This window comes from Paenibacillus sp. Y5S-9, assembly GCF_036894235.1.
Lineage (GTDB): Bacteria > Bacillota > Bacilli > Paenibacillales > Paenibacillaceae > Paenibacillus.
The window spans coordinates 6,330,040-6,349,489 of sequence record NZ_CP145887.1 but is presented as its reverse complement, the minus strand read 5'-3'; the positions used below and the strand labels follow the sequence as shown (position 1 = coordinate 6,349,489).

The 19,450-nt window shown below is 47.8% G+C and carries 16 protein-coding genes; 10 read left to right on the top strand and 6 right to left on the bottom strand.

Annotated features, from left to right (window positions below; translation table 11 throughout):
* Positions 1-2: 2 nt before the first annotated feature.
* Complete coding sequence (locus tag V6669_RS27920; RefSeq protein WP_338588822.1) at positions 3-1,205, bottom strand: methyltransferase domain-containing protein; 1,203 nt, start codon at positions 1,203-1,205, stop codon at positions 3-5.
* A gap of 269 nt (positions 1,206-1,474) precedes the next feature.
* Here V6669_RS27920 and V6669_RS27915 point away from each other — a divergent pair, with 269 nt between their 5' ends.
* Both V6669_RS27915 and V6669_RS27910 read left to right on the top strand, forming a co-directional pair.
* Complete coding sequence (locus V6669_RS27915; protein ID WP_338588820.1) at positions 1,475-1,966, top strand: GNAT family N-acetyltransferase; 492 nt, start codon at positions 1,475-1,477, stop codon at positions 1,964-1,966.
* Positions 1,967-1,998: 32 nt separating this feature from the next.
* Entirely contained in the window at positions 1,999-2,787 is a 789-nt protein-coding gene (locus V6669_RS27910) for an SDR family oxidoreductase (protein ID WP_338588818.1), read from the top strand.
* A gap of 219 nt (positions 2,788-3,006) precedes the next feature.
* Here V6669_RS27910 and V6669_RS27905 read toward each other — a convergent pair whose 3' ends face one another.
* The 3 genes from V6669_RS27905 to V6669_RS27895 all read right to left on the bottom strand — a co-directional run bounded on the left by V6669_RS27905 (position 3,007) and on the right by V6669_RS27895 (position 4,974).
* Positions 3,007-3,921 (bottom strand): hypothetical protein, encoded by a 915-nt coding sequence (locus V6669_RS27905; RefSeq protein ID WP_338588816.1) that lies wholly within the window; start codon positions 3,919-3,921, stop codon positions 3,007-3,009.
* Between the two features lie 214 nt (positions 3,922-4,135).
* Positions 4,136-4,684 (bottom strand): GNAT family protein, encoded by a 549-nt coding sequence (locus tag V6669_RS27900; protein ID WP_036612698.1) that lies wholly within the window; start codon positions 4,682-4,684, stop codon positions 4,136-4,138.
* Between the two features lie 47 nt (positions 4,685-4,731).
* On the bottom strand, positions 4,732-4,974 hold the full coding sequence (locus tag V6669_RS27895; RefSeq protein ID WP_244988428.1) for a DUF2164 domain-containing protein: 243 nt from the start codon (positions 4,972-4,974) through the stop codon (positions 4,732-4,734).
* Positions 4,975-5,254: 280 nt separating this feature from the next.
* Between V6669_RS27895 and V6669_RS27890 the strand changes: the two genes are divergently transcribed.
* Positions 5,255-6,988 (top strand): glutamine--tRNA ligase/YqeY domain fusion protein, encoded by a 1,734-nt coding sequence (locus V6669_RS27890; RefSeq protein ID WP_338588811.1) that lies wholly within the window; start codon positions 5,255-5,257, stop codon positions 6,986-6,988.
* 646 nt (positions 6,989-7,634) lie between these two features.
* Here V6669_RS27890 and V6669_RS27885 read toward each other — a convergent pair.
* Positions 7,635-8,864, bottom strand: coding sequence for an MFS transporter (locus tag V6669_RS27885; RefSeq protein WP_338588809.1), 1,230 nt, complete (start codon positions 8,862-8,864; stop codon positions 7,635-7,637).
* A gap of 126 nt (positions 8,865-8,990) precedes the next feature.
* Here V6669_RS27885 and V6669_RS27880 point away from each other — a divergent pair, with 126 nt between their 5' ends.
* Positions 8,991-9,620, top strand: a complete 630-nt coding sequence (locus tag V6669_RS27880; protein WP_338588807.1) for a molybdenum cofactor guanylyltransferase — start codon at positions 8,991-8,993, stop codon at positions 9,618-9,620.
* Here the strand turns inward: V6669_RS27880 and V6669_RS27875 are convergent.
* Entirely contained in the window at positions 9,590-10,564 is a 975-nt protein-coding gene (locus V6669_RS27875; RefSeq protein ID WP_338588805.1) for an AraC family transcriptional regulator, read from the bottom strand. The genes V6669_RS27880 and V6669_RS27875 overlap by 31 nt on opposite strands.
* 245 nt (positions 10,565-10,809) lie before the next feature.
* Between V6669_RS27875 and V6669_RS27870 the strand changes: the two genes are divergently transcribed.
* From V6669_RS27870 to V6669_RS27845, 6 genes are all read left to right on the top strand, one after another.
* On the top strand, positions 10,810-12,813 hold the full coding sequence (locus V6669_RS27870; RefSeq protein WP_338588803.1) for a beta-galactosidase: 2,004 nt from the start codon (positions 10,810-10,812) through the stop codon (positions 12,811-12,813).
* Positions 12,814-13,161: 348 nt separating this feature from the next.
* On the top strand, positions 13,162-14,952 hold the full coding sequence (locus V6669_RS27865; RefSeq protein WP_338588801.1) for a sensor histidine kinase: 1,791 nt from the start codon (positions 13,162-13,164) through the stop codon (positions 14,950-14,952).
* A complete protein-coding gene (locus V6669_RS27860; protein WP_338588799.1) occupies positions 14,949-16,058 on the top strand; it encodes a response regulator in 1,110 nt (369 codons plus the stop codon). The genes V6669_RS27865 and V6669_RS27860 overlap by 4 nt, the downstream gene beginning before the upstream one ends.
* 147 nt (positions 16,059-16,205) lie before the next feature.
* The gene (locus V6669_RS27855; protein ID WP_338588797.1) at positions 16,206-17,486 is read left to right on the top strand and encodes an extracellular solute-binding protein; all 1,281 of its coding nucleotides are present in this window, start codon (positions 16,206-16,208) and stop codon (positions 17,484-17,486) included.
* A gap of 181 nt (positions 17,487-17,667) precedes the next feature.
* Positions 17,668-18,552, top strand: coding sequence for a sugar ABC transporter permease (locus V6669_RS27850; protein ID WP_338588795.1), 885 nt, complete (start codon positions 17,668-17,670; stop codon positions 18,550-18,552).
* Entirely contained in the window at positions 18,549-19,376 is an 828-nt protein-coding gene (locus V6669_RS27845) for a carbohydrate ABC transporter permease (protein ID WP_062836914.1), read from the top strand. The genes V6669_RS27850 and V6669_RS27845 overlap by 4 nt, the downstream gene beginning before the upstream one ends.
* The last annotated feature ends 74 nt before the right edge of the window (positions 19,377-19,450 follow it).

Below are 19,450 nucleotides of genomic sequence, written 5' to 3'. Positions count from 1 at the left end.
GCTTACCGCAGCGGAACCGCCAGTAACGTATGCAACAGCTCATTATGCCGCACATGCTTGGTTACATAGCCCTGTTGTTCCAGCCAGCTGCATAGCTCACCCAGCAGAGGGAAGTGACGCTCGCGCAAGGCGCGCAGCTGTTCCTCGTGTCCTGTGGTTTCTGCCTCCCGAATATAGGAATCACGGTGAGTCGCATCAACAAACATCAGATCGGTTAGACCGATACGTCCACGCGAGGTTAATACCCGCTGCATCTCCTGTAAAGCCAATAGTTGCTGATCTGGACTTAGATGATGGAAAGCAAAGCTGGATACAACAAAGTCGAAGGAATGATCGGTAAAAGGCAACGCCAGAAAATTACCAAGTTTCACATGCATCTCAGGATATTTGGTACGACATCTGCGTAGCATCTCCCGGGATTGGTCGATTGCAGTCATGTTTGCGCCGCGCTGTAGCAGTTTCCCAGCCAGATTACCTGTGCCTGTACCAATATCGAGTCCTTTCTCACCAAGGGCGGGAGAGATCCAATGAGCTGTCTGTTCGAGCGCTTCGTCATAGTTGTGATACAGATAAAAGGAAGACTGTACCGTATCATTGGAATCGCCTGGCGCGGAATGATCTGCATCTGCATTATGATGTGGGTGTGGAACTTCATGCTCATCGCTTATAGGCGAGGGGTTGTCCGAATGATGCCTGCCCTCTGAATTGGCTTGTTCAGTACTGACTCTGCCTGCTGCTTGCACTCGTTGATCGTGGATGGCTGCCTGTGTGTCATAATTCCACCGATCATGCCAGTTCTGCCGTGCTTCGCGCAGGCGACGCGCACTGTCCGCGAGATCGTGTAGATGGCTGACATCCAGCGGTCCGTCCTGACGATTCAGGTCAATCATGCGCTGGGTTGTATCCATCATACGTTTGAGCTCAATCCACTGGGCATACATGACGGCCTGTTGCAGTTCCAGATATTCTTCCAGCCGCTGCTGATTCCCTTGATCAATCTCTCCGAGCGCGTGTGTAATATCCTGTAGCGACATGCCAATCTCACGCAGCGCAGCAATGGTCTGAAGCCGCCAGATATCATTCTCGGTGTATGTGCGATAGCCGTTACTAGACTGTTTGGCGGGGAGAATTAATCCTTTTTCCTCATAAAAACGAATGGCTCTCGCTGATATACCAAGCCTGCTTGCTGCCTCTTTGATATTCATCTTGCATCCCCTCCTTATCGAATCAGTATAAACCATGACGTTACGGCAAGGTTAAGTGTTTATTTCATTTTGCGAAAAGGTTTAATACTGAGTGGAATTTTAGTCAAAGCTGGGGCTATGCTACAATATATAGAACAAAAAAACTTAAATAGTGAAGTAAAGAACAATGTCTTCCTATTCCTAAGTTTCTCAACGTTCTTAACTCTCTTAACTTTCCCGACGTTGTAGCGCACAGCGTTGTCGACTATAGCACGAAAGGTTGAATCATTATGCTTACCAGCCATACATTTACGATTCGTCCATCCGAAATTAAGGATGCAACACAGCTAATGGAGTTGGACACCCTGGTATGGGACCAATACACCTCTCCTGCACCGATGCATTGGCGCTCCAGACAGCAATACCTGCAGCATTGTCCGCCAGGCAGTCAATTGATTGCGGTGCAGGGAGAGCGGGTATGTGGTTATGTGGGCTTCCAGCCAGCCACAGGTATGCCTGTTAACCGTCATGTCTACGAGATCCATATTGCAGTTCATCCTCATGATCGGCGTTGTGGCATTGCCACAGCTTTGATGGATGCTATCAAGCAGCATGCGCTTGAACAAGGCGTTCGCAAGCTCAGGCTGCGCGTTCTCTCCAGCAATCCGGGAGCCATCACGTTTTATACACAGTGTGGATTTGTGACGGAAGGCAGGCTGGTGTCCGAGTTTTATATCGGAGGCAAGTATGTGGACGATATTCTTATGGGTTATTTTATCTAGACCAAATAGAAACTAGTTGAGGAGGAACAACGATGGATATGGGGCTTCAGGGTAAAAAAGCACTGGTGCTGGCTTCCAGTCGCGGGCTGGGCAAAGCGGTAGCCGCTCAATTGGCAGCAGAAGGTGCTGACGTCATGCTTGCCAGCCGGAGTGAAGAAAAGCTCGCAGCAGTGAAGCAGGAGCTTCTGGCGCTTGGTGGTGGTGGACGTGTGGAATATTGTGCAACCGATGTGACACGGAAGGAAGATATTGAGGCTTTGATTCACAAGACAGCGGAGCTGTTCGGGCAGATTGATATTCTGGTGAACAATTCGGGTGGCCCGCCATCGGGTTCATTTGAGTCACTGACGGATGAAGATTGGGAGCGTGCATTTGAATTAAATGTACTCAGTTATGTAAGGCTGATTCGCGGCGCTCTTCCCTATATGAAAGAAAGCGGAGGACACATTGTGAATATCGCTTCAACTTCAGTGAAGCAGCCGATTCCGGGTCTGATTCTGTCCAACACGTTCCGTACCGGCGTGTTTGGATTGGCGAAGACGTTATCCCAGGAGCTGGCTCCATACGGAATTTTGATCAACACGGTGGCTCCGGGTCGTATTGCAACAGACCGTATACGTGAGCTGGATGCAGCACGGGCAGAGCAGAACGGAATCAGTGAGGAAGAGGTCTCTGACCAATTTCGTAAGGAGATCCCACTCGGCCGTTATGGTCAACCAGAGGAGTTTGCCAAAGCGGTGGTGTTCCTGTTATCCGGAGCCAATACGTACATTACCGGAACCTCATTGATCGTGGATGGTGGCATGGTCCGAGCCCTATAAGGGAGGAGTTTGATCAACAGATTCAAAGTTATAAGGAAACGGATTACGATATTATTAAAATTAAGCCCCTCCTTAATGTCCACTTGTTGTGGAGAAGGAGGGGCTTAATTTTGATTCATGCATTGTGTGGAAAAACGAGCTCCCTAACAACGTTAACAACAATTATACCGGGTGTATAGATAAACCGAGCTTGCCCAACGTTCTGGGCCTATTGCTTTGTTAAGATAAGTCTTTGCCGCTGTCATTAGTTGACGTGTCGACTTTGCTGGAATCCGGATTCGGCATTGTCTTGGCCTCGCCGTCACGTTTTGCTCCATGACCATGGACGTGACCTGCTGGACCTTCTGGCTGTTTACCATTAACGAGGTCGGTAACTCGTTGAGTGATGTCTGCCTCACGCTCATCGAATTGGCTTTGTGTGATTTTGCCATCGGTCAACTGTTGCTGCAGTTCTGCTTTCTGGGTAGTAACGATTGTGTCGATAACTGTCTGCACGTCCACGTTCTTGGTGGCTGCAATCTCAGCAATCGTACTGCCTGCTTCACGGGCTTCCTTTAGTTCATCTGTTGTAACCCCGAGGATGGAGGCCAGTTCCTTGGCATAACGTTCTGCTCCTGGTCCACCGAATCCACCCGGACCACGTCCACCTGCCCCAACTTCCTTCATATTACCGTTTACCAGGTCAGTCACACGTTGTGTAAGTGTAGCTGTACGCTCATCGTACTGGGTTTGCGTGATTTTGCCATCGGTCAACTGCTGTTGTAGTTCTATTTTCTCCGCTGTGACCAGTTTATCAATGACGGTCTGCACGTCCACATTTTGGGTAGCTGCAATCTCGGCAATGGTGCTGCCTGCTTTGCGCGCTTCTTTCAGCTCATCGGCAGACACGCCAAGTACGGAGGTCAGTTCGTCCGAATGGCGCTGCAGCCCGGGTCCCCAACCTCTAACTCCGTCTTCTGGTTTTATTTTATGTGAATTTAATGTAGAAGAGCTGTCCGATTTGGTCTGGCCTGAAGGAGTAGCTGCCGGATCTGCATTAGCCACTGAATGTGCAAATATACCTCCGCCGAGTGCAATCGTCAAAGCCATTGTGCTGGTAACCACTACTGTTCTTGATGTTTTGGTTCTCTTCATCCTGGATCATCCTTCTTTCTTCTGTAGGTTGGTATGGGTGTACGCCCACAACGTTATATTAGAGAGCAAGAATGAAGGCAGGCTGAGTGGAACCTTAATTGGCAGTAAAAAATGGTGCTCTTACCAACAATGCCCCTCACCTATGTTTGAAATTCTCACAGGAAAGGGGCATATGGACGGTTTCAGTTAGATGTAACTCAATTATGTAAACGAATTAGCGTAATAGTTCCCATTCATGCTGAAGCATGCCGTATACTGCATGGTTCACGTAACCTTTAGGCAGCTTCTCTGCCTGTCGAATGACACCTTCCAGAACAAATCCGAGTCTTTCGGGGATGGCGCGACTCCGTTTGTTGTTTGTTGCCGAGCGAATCTCGACGCGATTCAGATCCAGGGTCACCAGTGCATAGTCTACCAGAACGCGACAAGCGCTTGTCATCAAGCCTTGACCCTCAAAGCCTTTTCCAAGCCAGTATCCGATGCTTACGGAGCGGTTGGTCCAGTTAATCTCGTGGAATCCGATGACGCCAGCGAGATCCCCTTTTGACCATACTCCGGCGGTGAATCCGCCATTCTCGGCACCTTGTTTTAACGCGTTAGTAATGAAGTTTGAGGTGTGCTCCACTTCTGTGACATGATCCACCCACGGCAACCAATGTCGCAGTTGATCCCGCGAACGATCCGTCAGTTCGAACAGCGGTTTGGTATGTTCCATGGCCAGTGGCCGGAGTTCGGTATATTCATCCAATGAATAGGTAAACATGAATGCAACCTTCTTTCTTTGTATAGTATGGGTTTAGTTTTGGTGGATTAACGGGAAGTCTTGGGTAACTTTTGCTCCAGTGCAAACAGGTCTTCTTCCATTGAGGCCATGCGTTGATTGACTGTTGTGCGTGCGTCACGGAGTGCCTGATTATATATGTAGGGAGCGAGCTGTGTCATGAACAGGTCGAGGACACCCCAAGCGGCTAGATCGCCGAGTTCTTCGCCACGTTCCTCTTCGAAATACGACTGTATGGTGCGAATGGCTTCATCCTGTTGTTCTTTGGTCAGTTTAAGCGAGTTCGATGGAATGGGAAACCCTCCCTTTAATTTGTTTTTACTATCATGCTACATGATTCGAGCGAACCCGTCAAAATGGTTTTGGGCCTATTTATGCACGGCTGATCCTGACTTTGGTGCCGTTCTTTATTGAACTCCTCCCCCGTTAAAGGTATATTTAAATGAAACGCGTACGAAACTTTCCAAGAAAATAGATTTTTTCAGGAAATGACTTCGTTATTAAGGAATTATAGCCGGAATTGCTGCAATTCCCGAAGGCTCCAATCCATTCATGAAAGGTTTGATACCTGTGGACAATCGTACAACCCCACCTAACTTTATCAAAAATATTATTACCGAAGATCTCCGGTCTGGGAAAGTCCAGGAAGTTATTACCCGTTTTCCTCCGGAACCGAACGGTTATCTGCATATCGGCCATGCCAAGGCGATCTGGATTAACTTTACGCTGGGCGGCGAATTTGGCGGCAAAACGAATCTGCGCTTTGATGACACGAATCCGGTCAAGGAAGATGTAGAGTACGTTCAATCGATTCAGGAAGACGTGAAATGGCTCGGATACGAGTGGAACGAGAAACGTTTTGCCTCGGATTATTTTGACGAGATGTACAACCGTGCTGTCTTGTTGATTAAAAAGGGTAAAGCCTACATCGACGACCAAAGCGCCGACGAAATCCGTGCAATGCGCGGAACGCTGACGGAGCCGGGCAAGAACAGCCCGTACCGTGATCGTTCGGTGGAAGAGAATCTCGACCTGTTCACACGTATGCGTGCAGGTGAATTCAAGAACGGAGAGAAAGTGCTGCGTGCCAAGATCGATATGTCTGCACCGAATATCAATCTGCGCGATCCGGTTATTTACCGGATTTCACATGCACACCATCATAACACGGGCGACAAATGGTGTATCTATCCGATGTACGCCTTTGCTCACCCACTCGAAGATGCAATTGAAGGTGTAACGCATTCCCTCTGTTCCCTGGAATTCGAGGATCAACGCCCGTTCTACGATTGGGTTATTGCAGAATGTGAGATGGAGAGCCAACCACGTCAATACGAATTTGGTCGCCTGAACCTGTCCCAGATGGTGACAAGCAAGCGGAAGTTGAAACTGCTCGTGGACGAAGGCCATGTGGATGGATGGGATGATCCACGTATGCCAACGATTTCGGGTCTGCGTCGCCGGGGATATACACCGGAAGCCATTCGTGATTTTGTATTCGAAACAGGCATTTCCAAGAGCCAAGGGGTTATCGACCTGCAAACGCTGGAGCACTTTGTACGTGAAGACTTGAAACTGAAAGCTCCGCGCACGATGGCTGTCCTGCACCCACTCAAAGTGGTTATTACCAACTATCCTGAAGGACAAGTGGAATGGCTTGAAGCAGAGAACAATGTGGAGAACCCAGAGATGGGTAATCGCCAAATTCCGTTTTCCCGTGAGATATATATTGAACAAGACGATTTCATGGAAAATCCGCCGAACAAATATTTCCGTTTGTTCCCTGGCAACGAAGTTCGTCTGAAGCATGCATACTTCATCAAATGTAACGATGTGATTAAGGACGCAGAAGGCAATGTAACTGAGATTCATTGTACCTATGATGTGGAGACAAAGAGCGGCAGTGGCTTCACTGGCCGTAAAGTCAAAGGAACAATCCACTGGGTAGAAGCGACTCAAGCGGTACCTGCTGAATTCCGTCTATATGAGCCTTTGATCCTGGATGAAGCACCGGAAGCAGAGGTGGAAGTGGCAGTAGCTGGAGCCGAAACTGAGGTTGTGGAAGAGCAACCGGAGAAAACGTTCCTGGATCAACTGAACCCGAACTCCCTTGAGATTGTCCACGGGTATGTGGAGCAAGAGATGAAGGAAGCGAATGCTCAAGATAAATTCCAATTCTTCCGTCACGGTTACTTCAGTGTAGATCCAAAACACTCCGAGCCAGGTCGCCCCGTATTTAACCGGGTCGTATCCCTGAAAAGCTCATTCCAACTGCCGAAGGCATAAGGCTAATGGATGAATTTAGGGTTTGTTTATCAGTGTGCTGGTAAGCAGCCAATTTATAAGATAAATAAAGGGCATCCCTTCGTCATGATTATGGCGAAGTGTGCCCTTTATTGTTTTTCTGGATCTAGCCAGGTCCAGTTTTAGACAATACAATTCCGCATGAACATGAGCTAAGGCCTAGATGTGCGTATGAGGCAAAAATCTAACGAACCGAAGACACGTTATTCAAGTGTATCTGGGCGTTCCAGCAACGTAACGAATCGTAGACACCTTATTTCCTCATTTGGCTTGTCTTTTTGGGGTTTTTAACATCTTTTATGCAAAATAAGGTGGCTGAGGTTCTTTAGCTTTAGAATTAAGTGAAATTGCTGCAAATAAGGCGTCTAAGGTTCGTTAGTACAACAAACCTTAGACGCCTTTCTGTTTACTGCTTCTATTCTTAATCTTTTGTTTGAATGTTTGAACGTTTTATTTACACCATAACGGAGAGGACAGAAGAAAGCTGGAGAAGCGGAGCGTTCGCCTTTATCCCCGGATTTTACCCTTTGAAAAGGGAGTCAAAAAATCCGGGGATAACAGCGATCGAAAGATTGTTCTGTCCTCGTAGTGCTTCAGTGGAAATCTTTCAATTCTTTCTAACAAAAGATTAACCGTCCTCATCCATATTGCCCATCTCCGTCAACACAACCGGCTGATAGCCGTTACGGCGGTTAGACAACCACATGATGCCAAATCCAACAGCGCCGATAAGCGAGAAGAATACGCCGATGCTATACATGATTTCCGCACCGAAGCTCTGGAACAGCCAGCCACCGAACAGACCGGCAATAACGCCCGAGAGACCACCCCAGGCCATCGTATATACCGCTTGACCGGATGAACGGTAAGGTCTTGGAATGAACAGCATAGTCAGCTGTGTACCCACATAGAAGTACCCACCGAACGTAATGGAGTGCATCAGCTGAATGAATACAATCTCCATCGGGTTGATGGCCAGTGCCATGAGCTGCCAGCGCAGTGCAAACAGCAGACTGATCAAAATGAGAGATGCCAAGAGCATGCTCATCTTGCGTTTGAGTAGGCGGTCGAGCAGCAGGAATACGCCGACTTCAAGAATGGATGAGGTGAAGATGGCCCAGCCGACCATCTGTTTGTCGCCACCCATTTCTACAATATATAGTGACATAAAAGTACTGTTCATCGCATTAGGCACCGATACGAGTACACCCAGGCCGATAAATGCCATAAAATATGGATTGAACATGACTTTGCCAAACCGCCGAAAAGTAACCACGGGTGTATCCGAAGCAATCGGCTGTCTGGGTAAAAATACGGATAATACAAAGGCGGTGGCAATCATGCACGCAAATATAATGGATACACTGCCGATGCCAAAACGGTCAATGAGCGGTCCGGCTGCGACGGCAGTCAGTGCCCAACCGAGTGAACCCCAGAGCCGGAATGACCCAAATTTCTGGGTTGTCCCATCGATATATCCGAGAATCAGGCTATTGGTTTGAGCAAATAATGGACTTTGAAAAAAATAAAAGAAAATCATGGCTACATAGATCCATGTATACGTGGGCGCATAGAATACACCTTGGGCGAGCACAAATGTGCCTCCCATCATAATCATCAGGATGATGCGAATGTTGCGAGATTTATCGCTCCAGAAACCCCAGAATGGGTTGGCAAACAAGGATACAAAGGGTCCAATCGCCATGAGACTGCCAATCTCCAGTTTGGTCATACCAATCTCTTGCAGGTAAAGCTGCAGGAATCCGGCAAAGATCGAGATGGCTCCATATATGAAAAAGTTATATAGTTTCAGAGAAACTAATGAGGTATTGCCTCTTGAAGGTGCAGGTCTGTCCAATTAAGCCATTCCTTTCAAATGCATATTGTTCAATGTATCATTTGTTGAAAGGGGATTCAATGCATAGCGAACGTTTTGAAATTGATGCAGTCAAACACATATCGTGATCTGAAGGAGGATAACATCATGAACACAAGGGAATGGACAGGCATCATATTGGCAGGAGGTTTATCCAGCCGCATGGGGACCAACAAGGCCATGCTGGAACTGAACGGTTCCGTTGTACTGCAACATGTCACAAATGCCATGAGACCCGCCGTATCCCGTATCATCGTGGCTGCCGGACCCAATGTGACAACCTACAGTGAAATGGGCTACGACTGCGTTCAGGATCACTATCCGGGGAAGGGGCCACTCGCCGGTCTACACGCGGCGCTGGAAGCTTCCGATACAGACTGGAATCTGGTATGCGCCTGCGATATGCCGCTCCTGCAAACGTCTTTTTTTGATGGGATAATAAAGCTGGTCGAATCGCATAATTCTTATTCTGCTATCGTTCCACGCGTGGATGGACATGTCCACCCTCTTGCAGGGGCTTACCACAAACGAGTGCTCCCTGATCTTGAGCAGCGTCTGATTCAGGATCATCTTCGAGTCATGCGATGGCTTGAAGAGATTGGTTGCTGTTATGTCGAAGCGGAAGAGCTTGAGAGAGCTGGCGTTCATCAAGTAGCGATGCAAATGAGTAATATGAACACGCCGGAAGAGTACGAGCGTATCCGTAATCAAGATTCTGGACTCGATTCCGATCTGTAGGATACAGGATCACCTGATGCATCTGCATGATGATTGCGATATTGAAGCGGGCTTTGGCCTGTCCAACGTTTGAATTGTCTGCTGAAATGGGACAGATGGGTGTAACCGAGCTTCCACGCAATTTCCCCGAGCGACAGCTCTGGCTGTTCGATCAGTACTTTGGCCTCCTGCAACTTCAAGCTGGACAGGTAAGCCCTGGGCGACCGCCCGTACACCTTGCGAAAGACCTGTAAACCATATCCCGGGCTGATGCCAAACGAGGATATAATCTGCTCTACTTTGACCGTGGATACACTGCTTTCCTTGGTACGAAGCTGGGCATGGAATGCCTGCTTGATTGCCTCCGCTATAGCTCCCGCATAATGCATGGCTGTTGGAGCTGGTGCATGTGAAGCAGCAACGGAAGTGGTGGTCTCCGGTTCATTGTCAGCGGCTTGGGACAACAGGGCGAACAGTTCAAACATGCGGGCCTGCATGATCATTTTGTCAGTGGACGTGTAGGCTTCAGATACGTTAATCATCCCCATCCAACTCTCCAGTACAACGCGCATCTTCTTATTATCAGCTGTATCTGCTGCGTAGATTTGGCTATGCTGTGACATCAGCTTCAGGGTGAAGACGGGATCATCCACATTAAAATGAGCGCTAAAATAAGTCATGCCTTCCGTGGATACACATTGATTCGTATGTTTGAACCCGGGAGGAATGAGAAGAATGGAACCTGCCTCCACGGTATAGGTATAACCATGAATCACACTCTCCTGCGTACCTTCGATGATCAACATAATCTCAAAGCCCGGATGTGATTCTTCCGGCATCGCCCATCCATAGGGTACTTGTTGGCTGTGCGCACCATAGAATTTGATGTTACAGTCGATAATAGGTAGCCAGTGGGCCAGCGTATGGTGAGGCATTTCTCGGAGCTGTGATCGGATATCCATCATATTCACCTCGGAAAAGGGTAAAAACAACTTGCCTTATACAATCGGCACTCGTAGTATACTTCATTATAATCAGTTTAACGCGGGCATTGATATTCCATGGAACACATCAGCGTTTGAAGTGGTTGCTGAACAATCGAAGTTCTTCAACCGATAATAATGTAAACGCTACCATTGTGGATTGGAATATGTCAACTCTTTCACACGTCAAGATCATTATATTTTCCACCTAAAAAGGAGATTAAATCATGGACAAATTATTATATGGTGTAGCCTACTATGATGAATATATGCCTTACGAAAGATTGGACAAGGACATTAAGATGATGAAGGATGCAGGGATCAATGTGGTCCGCATTGCAGAATCAACCTGGAGTACCCATGAACCGCAGAATGGCGTATTTGACTTCTCTTCCGTAGACCGTGTGCTGGATGCCATGCATGAGGCGGGGATTCAGGTCATCGTTGGCACACCAACGTATGCTGTTCCAACGTGGATGGTAAAGGAACACCCGGACGTTCTGGCTACAACCTCACAGGGACCTGGTAAATACGGCGCAAGACAGATCATGGATATTACCCATCCAACCTATCTATTCTATGCCGAGCGGATCATCCGCAAGCTGATCTCTCGGGTAAGCACACATCCAGCGGTAATTGGATATCAGACAGATAACGAGACGAAGCATTACAATACGGCCGGAGATAATGTACAACTGCAATTCGTCAAATATATGCGGAACAAGTTCAGTTCTCTGGATGAACTCAACAAGGAATTTGGCCTCGACTACTGGAGCAATCGAATCAATAGCTGGGAAGACTTCCCGTCTGTTGTAGGAACGATCAACGGTAGTCTGGGCGCTGAATTTGCCAAGTTCCAGCGACAGCTGGTAACCAACTTTTTGGCTTGGCAAGTGGGGATCGTGAATGAATACAAACAGGAAGGACAGTTTGTTACCCAGAACTTTGACTTCGATTGGCGTGGATATTCCTACGGTATTCAAGGGGATGTGGATCATTTTGCAGCATCGAAGCCTTTTGACATCACCAGTGTGGATATCTACCATCCTTCCCAGGATGATCTGACGGGCATTGAGATTTCATTTGGCGGGGATGTCGCGCGTTCCACCAAACAATCGAATTACCTTGTACTGGAGACCGAAGCGCAGGCGTTCTGGCATTGGGTTCCCTATCCGGGACAACTGCGTTTGCAGGCATTCAGTCATCTGGCATCAGGAGCAAACATGGTCGCTTACTGGCACTGGCATTCATTGCACAATTCATTTGAGACGTACTGGAAAGGATTGCTCAGTCATGACTTTGAACCGAATCCGGTGTACAACGAAGCGAAGACCATTGGCAGAGATTTTGCTCGTCTCAGTCCAAAGCTCGTTAATCTGAAGAAAAAGAATAGGGTGGCTGTGCTGTTCAGCAATGAGGCGCTGACATCAATTAAGTGGTTTGGGTTTAACTTCACCAGTGACAAGAACTACAATGACGTGGTGCGCTGGATGTACGATGAATTGTACAAGATGAACATTGGCTGTGACCTCATCGACCCGTCGGTTGAGAGTTATGCGGAGTATGACGTACTCGTTGTACCTGCTCTGTATGCTGTTTCGGATGCATTGCTGGAAAAATTAAATCAATTCGTACAGGATGGTGGACATATCGTCTACTCGTTCAAAAGCGGATTCACAAATGAGCATATCAAGGTACGCTCTACCCGCCAGCCCGGCCTGATCAGTGAGGCATGCGGGATCAGCTATAACCTTTTTGTAGAGCCAAAACTTGTTTCGCTGCGGGACGATCCATTCGAGGTTGGTGAGGAGCAGAACCAGATTCATACCTGGATGGAACTGATTACACCAACAACGGCTGAGGTACTCGCTTGGTATGATCATCCACATTGGGGTGAATATGCGGCAATTACCCAGAATGCCTATGGAAAAGGCAAAGCAACCTATGTCGGCTGTTACACTAGTTCTGCGGTGATCCGTAAGGTGTTGGAACGTGTCATGAAGGAGGCAGGCGTATGGGGAGCGGATCAGGAGCTAGCTTTTCCTATCATTGTGAAGACTGGTGTGAACGATCAAGGAAACACAATTCGCTACTATTTCAATTATGCGGATGAGGCAACATCCTTTGTGAATGCTTATGGAGAAGGGACTGAACTTCTGGCAGGAACCCCGATTGCTGAAGGAGAGAAGATCGAACTGGAGCCATGGGGCATACGGATCATCGAACAATAATAGGAAATAATAAATATAGGTATATAAGTTGGATTTAACATGTGCACGTTAACGGAGAGGGCAGAAATAACCTGAGGAAGCGACGCTAAAAGCTTTCTGAAAGAAAGCTGCATCGGAAGCATGCACCTCGCCTTTATCAACGGATTTTTCCCTTAGAAAAAGGGAATCAAAAAAATCCGGTGATAACAGCGATCAGAAGGTTGTTCTGACCACGTAGTGATCTCGTGTAACCATTCAATCTATTGTATAACGTGATATTTTAACATTTCCAAACGAATATAAAGACCAAAGCGCCCTCGGCTTCCATGCTGGGGCGTTTGTCTATTTTAGCTCAGGAGTGGATGCGCTGTGTTTACCGAATGTTATCGGAAGCTGATAGATCCTTTTAAACGCAGCATTCGCAATAAATTGATTCTTACCATGACGCTGCTGGCTGTTCTGCCCGTCATTGCCATGACTGCTATGGCAGCCGAGAATACCCGCTCTTCCATGGAAGAGGAGATTATGGAGACCAACCGAGCCAATATGAATTGGGCCTCCATCTATCTGGGTGAACAGTTCGCCCGCATGAACAATATTATCTATTCGATTCAGATCAGTGACGAATTGCATCAATATCTGGCGTTGAACCAGGAAGCACCGGCAGCCAGCCGATTCGATGAACAGAAGGCCATGTTCAATATGCTGAACAGTGTATACTATTCTGCTGGCAATTATGTATTTGGCGTTGAATTGTATCTGAAGGAATTGGACACCTTGTTCACCTTCAACTCCATGGATTCTCGCATCAAGGCGGTATCGGAAATACCGGAAGGGTATCATGAGCTTTTTGCACAACATAAAGATTTTACGATTATCAATGATCCGGACGATCCGCAGAAGTTTCACATGACCCGCAGTATGAACCGCTTTGAGGATCAGGCACAGATCGGCGCCATCAGTTTGGAGGTCAAGTGGGCTGAGTTCAACCAGACCCTGGAGCTGCTGGATAGCCGGGGAGACTATGCGGTATACATTGCTGATAGCGCGGGTAGTCCGGTCTATCAGCCAAATCAAGAGATTCAGCCTTCTGCAGAAGCACTAGAGAAATTGGCAGGTACAAAAGAAAGTTCGGGGTTTATCCGTACAGCCAAGGAATACGTATTCTTTCATTCCATTGAGCCGTCAGGACTGCGTGTGATCAAGATTGTACCTGCCCATGTCATTAATGAAAGTGCCTTGGAAACGATGAAATACGGATTGGTTGTGGGTGGCCTGGCAACCGTCATTTCTGTGGGACTGGCTGTATTCGTGGCCTGGCGCACATCAAAGCCCATTGTCAGACTGGCGAATTCCATGAAGGGTATTCAACTGATCAAGGACAGGGAAGTGGTACGAAGCGGCCGGGTAGATGAGATTGGTCTGCTGGAGAAAAATCTGCACGGCATGGCTAATCGTATTCGGGAACATATTCGTGACAACTACCTGATGAATCTGGAGAAGCAGACGGCCGAGCTCAAAGCACTGCAATCCCAGATTCATCCGCATTTCCTGCAAAATACACTGCAGATGATTGGTGGCATGGTCTACTCGCAAAAACCGGCAGACAGTTACAAAGTCATTCGAGCCTTAAGCGAGATGTTTCGCTATATTGTGCGAGCGCCGGATGGACTTGTCCCTCTACAGTCTGAACTCGATCAGTTGGAGCATTATATGCTGATTCAGAAGCAACGTTTTGCCGGCAGGCTTGAATATACACTGGAGATTACCGGAGAACTTCGGGCGTGTTATATTCCCAAGTTGTCTTTGCAACCCATTGTGGAGAATGCATTTTTGCATGGTCTGGAGAAGAAACAGGGCGAGTGGAAGCTGGGTATTGAAGTCGTCTGTGAACCTACAGATGTAACCATTCGAATTCGTGATAACGGTGTGGGGATGGATGCTGAGAAACTAACGGAGATGCAGTCCAGACTGGATCGGCTTTCCCGGCAGGCTGATCGGGTGTGGAGTTCAGGTACAAGTATTGGACTGGTTAATGCGGCCTCACGAATTGTAATGCATTTTGGACCTGAGTACGGGATGAGCATGGAAAGTGAATATGGACAGGGGACAAGCGTTACGGTACGAATTCCCTGCAATAGAGGAGGCGAAGCCTTGTGAACAAGGAAATGTACAGAGTGCTGTTGGTGGACGATGAACCGTGGAACCGGGATATATTGCGCAACCTGGGAGATTGGAATGAACTCGGCATGGCCGTTGCAGGTGAGGCAGAGGATGGTGAGCAGGCCATACAACTGGTTAAGCAGCATCAGCCGCACATTATCATTACGGATATGCGCATGCCCGGCACAGACGGCGTGGAACTGCTACAGACGCTGAGCGGACAGTATCCACAGATCAAAGTGATTGTAGTAAGCGGGTACGACGACTTCAATTATGCAAAACATGCGATCCGTCATCGGGCTGCTGATTATCTGCTCAAACCGGTGAATCCGGATGAACTGAATGCGGTGCTGGCCAAATGTGCAAAAGAGTTGGAGAAGGTTGAATCAGCGCCTGAATCATGGGAATCGTATCCTTCTACGTTCGCAGGTGAGTTCTCCCTGTTTCAGCAGCAGGCTCGCTTGCGGTTTAATGACCTGAACGTTCAGAGTCTGCGTGAGTGGTTCCAACAATTGCAGCAGAAGCTGGAACGATGCGAGATTAACAGACCTCGGCAGCTTGGAAGGGTGACTCATGAACTACAGGCTTTGTTGGATGAACTGTGCGTCTCCAATGGCTTGTACGAGCGACCCGAAGCAACGGCGCTACCTCCTTCAACAGCGCTGGCTTCCATCGAATCCACGATCACATGGATTTCGACTCCATACTACCAGGCTTTGGAGCAGCTGATTGCGCAGCGTAAATTCAAGAACAAGCTGAACCTGAATGAGGTAAAGCAATACATTGAGCAGCACTGTATGGAGATGATTACGCTGGAGCAACTCGCCCAGATCTTTTTTGTTAGTAAGGAATATCTCAGCAAGGTATTCAAGAAAGAGTATGAGGTGAACGTGACCGACTATGTTATCCAATTACGTATGACGAGAGCGAAAGAATGGGTGATGGATGAACAGATTCCGTTCAAGCATGTTGCCGAGATGGCGGGTTATGAAGATGTGTCCTACTTCTATCGGGTTTTCAAAAAGCATTTCGGAATATCTCCAGGGGAGATGCGGAAGGGACAACCTCATATGTCAGGCAATTCAAGCAGTAGCACGGAATGAGCCGTTCGAGAGAGCATTTGTGGCAGGATTAAGGTTTAAAATAATCCAATACACAAGTCTAATTTTGTCCAATGAAGCGCTTTCATTCTCTGATATATAATGAGCCTATGAAAGACAAACCAGTTACACACCGGGAGGTCATAAAAGATGAAAGTATGGAAAAGCGTAGCAAGTGCGGTGCTAGTCAGTGTTCTGCTCGCAGGTTGCGGCTCCAATGCAGGAACGGACAATGGGCAGGAGGAGTCGGCGTCAGGCAGCACGGTATCACTCAAAGTATTCGTTGCACAACCTCGGCTGAAAGAACACTACGATAAATATATAGAACAGTTCAAAGCCAAGGAGAAAGCAGAGAAAAACATTGAGGTGAACGTGCAACTGGAGATGCCGCCAGCGGACAATGCCCCTCAGATTCTGAAGACTCGCCTCGCCTCCAATGATGCACCGGATGTGTTCGCCCTGCATGCAGTCAATGAGATTCCACCATTCAGCAAAGCTGGTTATCTGGAAGACCTGTCGGGCCAACCTTTTGTCGATAAGCTGCTGGATTCGGTTAAACCTTCCATAACGGATGCGGAGGGCAAAGTCGTAGCTGTTCCATTGGAAACAGTATCATGGGGCTATCTGTACAATAAAGATATTTTCAAAGAGCAAGGGCTGGAAGTGCCAACGACGTTAACGGAAATGAAAGAGGTCGTGGAGAAACTCAAAGCAGCCAACATTACACCGTTTGAACTTTCCTACAAAGAAGCCTGGATTCCGCAATTATTCCTGCCACTTACCGTGGGTGCATTAACTCAGTCTGAGCACAAAGACTTCGTGGAGAAGATGAATCAGGATCAGGGCTCCTTCTCCGATATGAAAGCATTGTTCGATATCTTCGATCTCGTCAATGCCAATGGAACGGACAAAGCGCTGGAAGTGGGCGGAGATGATGGTTCAGCAGCCTTTGCATCAGGAAGCGCCGCGATGTGGATTCAGGGACCATGGTTTGCCGAAACCATTCTGAAGTCCAACCCGGACTTTAACTTTGGTGTAGCACCAATGCCGATCAATGACAATCCGGATGATACCAAAATCAATCTGAGCACCTCCACTTCACTGGCAGTATCGTCATCTAGCAAAAACAAAGAAGTGGCACTCGATTTCGTGAACTACATTCTCGATGACAAGGATTCAAGCGCATTCTACGAAGCACTCAAGTTTAATCCGATTGCCAAGATCCATGACTTCAAGAGCTTCCCGTGGGTAGACGATGCCCAGAAATATGTGAGTGAAGGTAAAGCTTATGAGGACCCATCTCTTCCTCAAGCGGTGAAAGACGAGTCAGGCAAAGCGTTGCAAGGCTACTACTCTGGGCAATTAAATCAACAGCAGGTTATCGATGCGCTCGACAAGGCGTGGAAATCCTACAATAAAGTCAACAAGTAAGGAGTTGCGAGAAATTTAGTACCTGCTTTTGTTGGCAAAATCTCAACGGTTTTGGGAGTTTTGTCAACAAATTAGCGGTACTTTATTTCGTCGCAGTCTCCAAGCAGATGATATGGCAGGCAGAACGTTCTTCGTTCCCTCGTTTACAATCATCCGCTTCGAGTGAAAAGGGGGAGAACCTATGGCTACGAATGTGTTCAAGAAGTATCTGTCACTGCTCGCGTTCACTGCGCCTGCCTTTGTCATCTATGCGATTTTCCTGCTGTATCCCACGTTTAGTGGCATGTTCTATAGTCTGACGGATTGGAACGGACTCAATCGGGATTACAGCTTTATCGGTCTGGGCAACTTTGTGGAATTGTTCAAAGAAGATCCCGACTTTCTGAACTCCCTGTGGTTCACGATGAAATATGTAATATTTATGCTGATTCTGCAAAATGGAATTGCCTTGTTACTCGCCGTTTTGATTGAGTCACGGACGCGCAGCAAAGGGATCTTTCGGACCCTGTTCTTCATGCCTAACATGATCAGTACAATCATCAGTGCTTTCATGTGGACATTCATCTTCTCTCAGGTGTTGCCACAACTCGCAGAGAAACTGGCCTTTTCGTTCCTCGACCAGCAATGGCTGGGTGATCCGAAGTTTTCATTTTACTCCATTCTGATCGTATCGCTCTGGAACGGTGTAGGGTATATGATGATCATCTATCTGGCCGCTCTTCAGGGTGTGCCAAAAAGTCTCAAGGAAGCGGCAGTTATTGATGGGGCCAACGCATTCCAGGTACTGCGCAATGTGGTGTTGCCGATGATTACTCATGCCGTGACCATCTGTTTCTTCCTGACGTTGAACGGAGCATTTAAAGTGTTCGAAGTGGTGTACGGACTGACTGGTGGTGGACCGGGTCGGGCCACGCAGGTTATCACGATGAACATCTATGAAGAAGCATTCTCCAACAACTTCAGATACGGCTATGCGAGTGCCAAATCGGTTGTACTGTTCATCATCGTACTCATCTTTACACTCATCCAGATCACCGTCATGAAGAAGAAAGAGGTGGAAGCATGAGGATGCAACGACTGAACAGTTATCTGATTCGACTGCTGCTGATTCTGGGCTCTCTCGTCGCCATGCTGCCGATCTACATGGCGGTGGTGAACTCTTTCAAAACACAGGGTGAGATGTTCCAGTCCTTTATCGCGCTGCCAACAACGTTGCACTGGGAGAATTACTCGGACGCGTTTAACAAAATCAATCTGTTGGGCAGTTCGATGAACTCGGCGATTGTATCCTTTCTGGGGATCGGGGGCATTGTCTTCTGTGCATCACTTGCGGGATACAAGTTGTCACGTACCTCAGGCCGCTTGAGCAACCTGATCTTTTTCCTGTTTGTTGCTTCCATGCTGGTACCGTTTCACTCGATCATGATTCCGCTGACACGGGTAGCCAAAGGCATGGGTGTACAGGGAAGCACATACGGATTGGCCCTGATCTATATCGGACTTGGTGTGAACATGGCGATCTTCCTCTATCACGGGTTTGTGAAGTCTATTCCGCGTGAATTGGAGGAGTCGGCTCAGATTGACGGATGTAATGAGTTCCAGACGTTCTTCCAGATTATTTTCCCGCTCTTGCTTCCAATCACAGTCACCATCGCGATTCTGGACTTTCTGTGGATCTGGAATGACTTCTTGCTACCACTGCTCATGTTGACCGATGTGAATCGTTATACGCTGATTCTATCGACGAACATGCTGTTTGGTGAATATAACAAGGAATGGCCGTTGATTCTGTCCTCCCTGGTACTGACTGCGATTCCGGTTATTCTGATCTATGCGTTCTTCCAGAAGTTCATCATGGAGGGGATTGCGGAGGGTGCTGTAAAGGGATAAAACATTCGAAGGAATTCCGGAGCGCAGCTAGTATTTGCCCGCTCTGGTATTTGACCAAACTTTCGAAACTTACG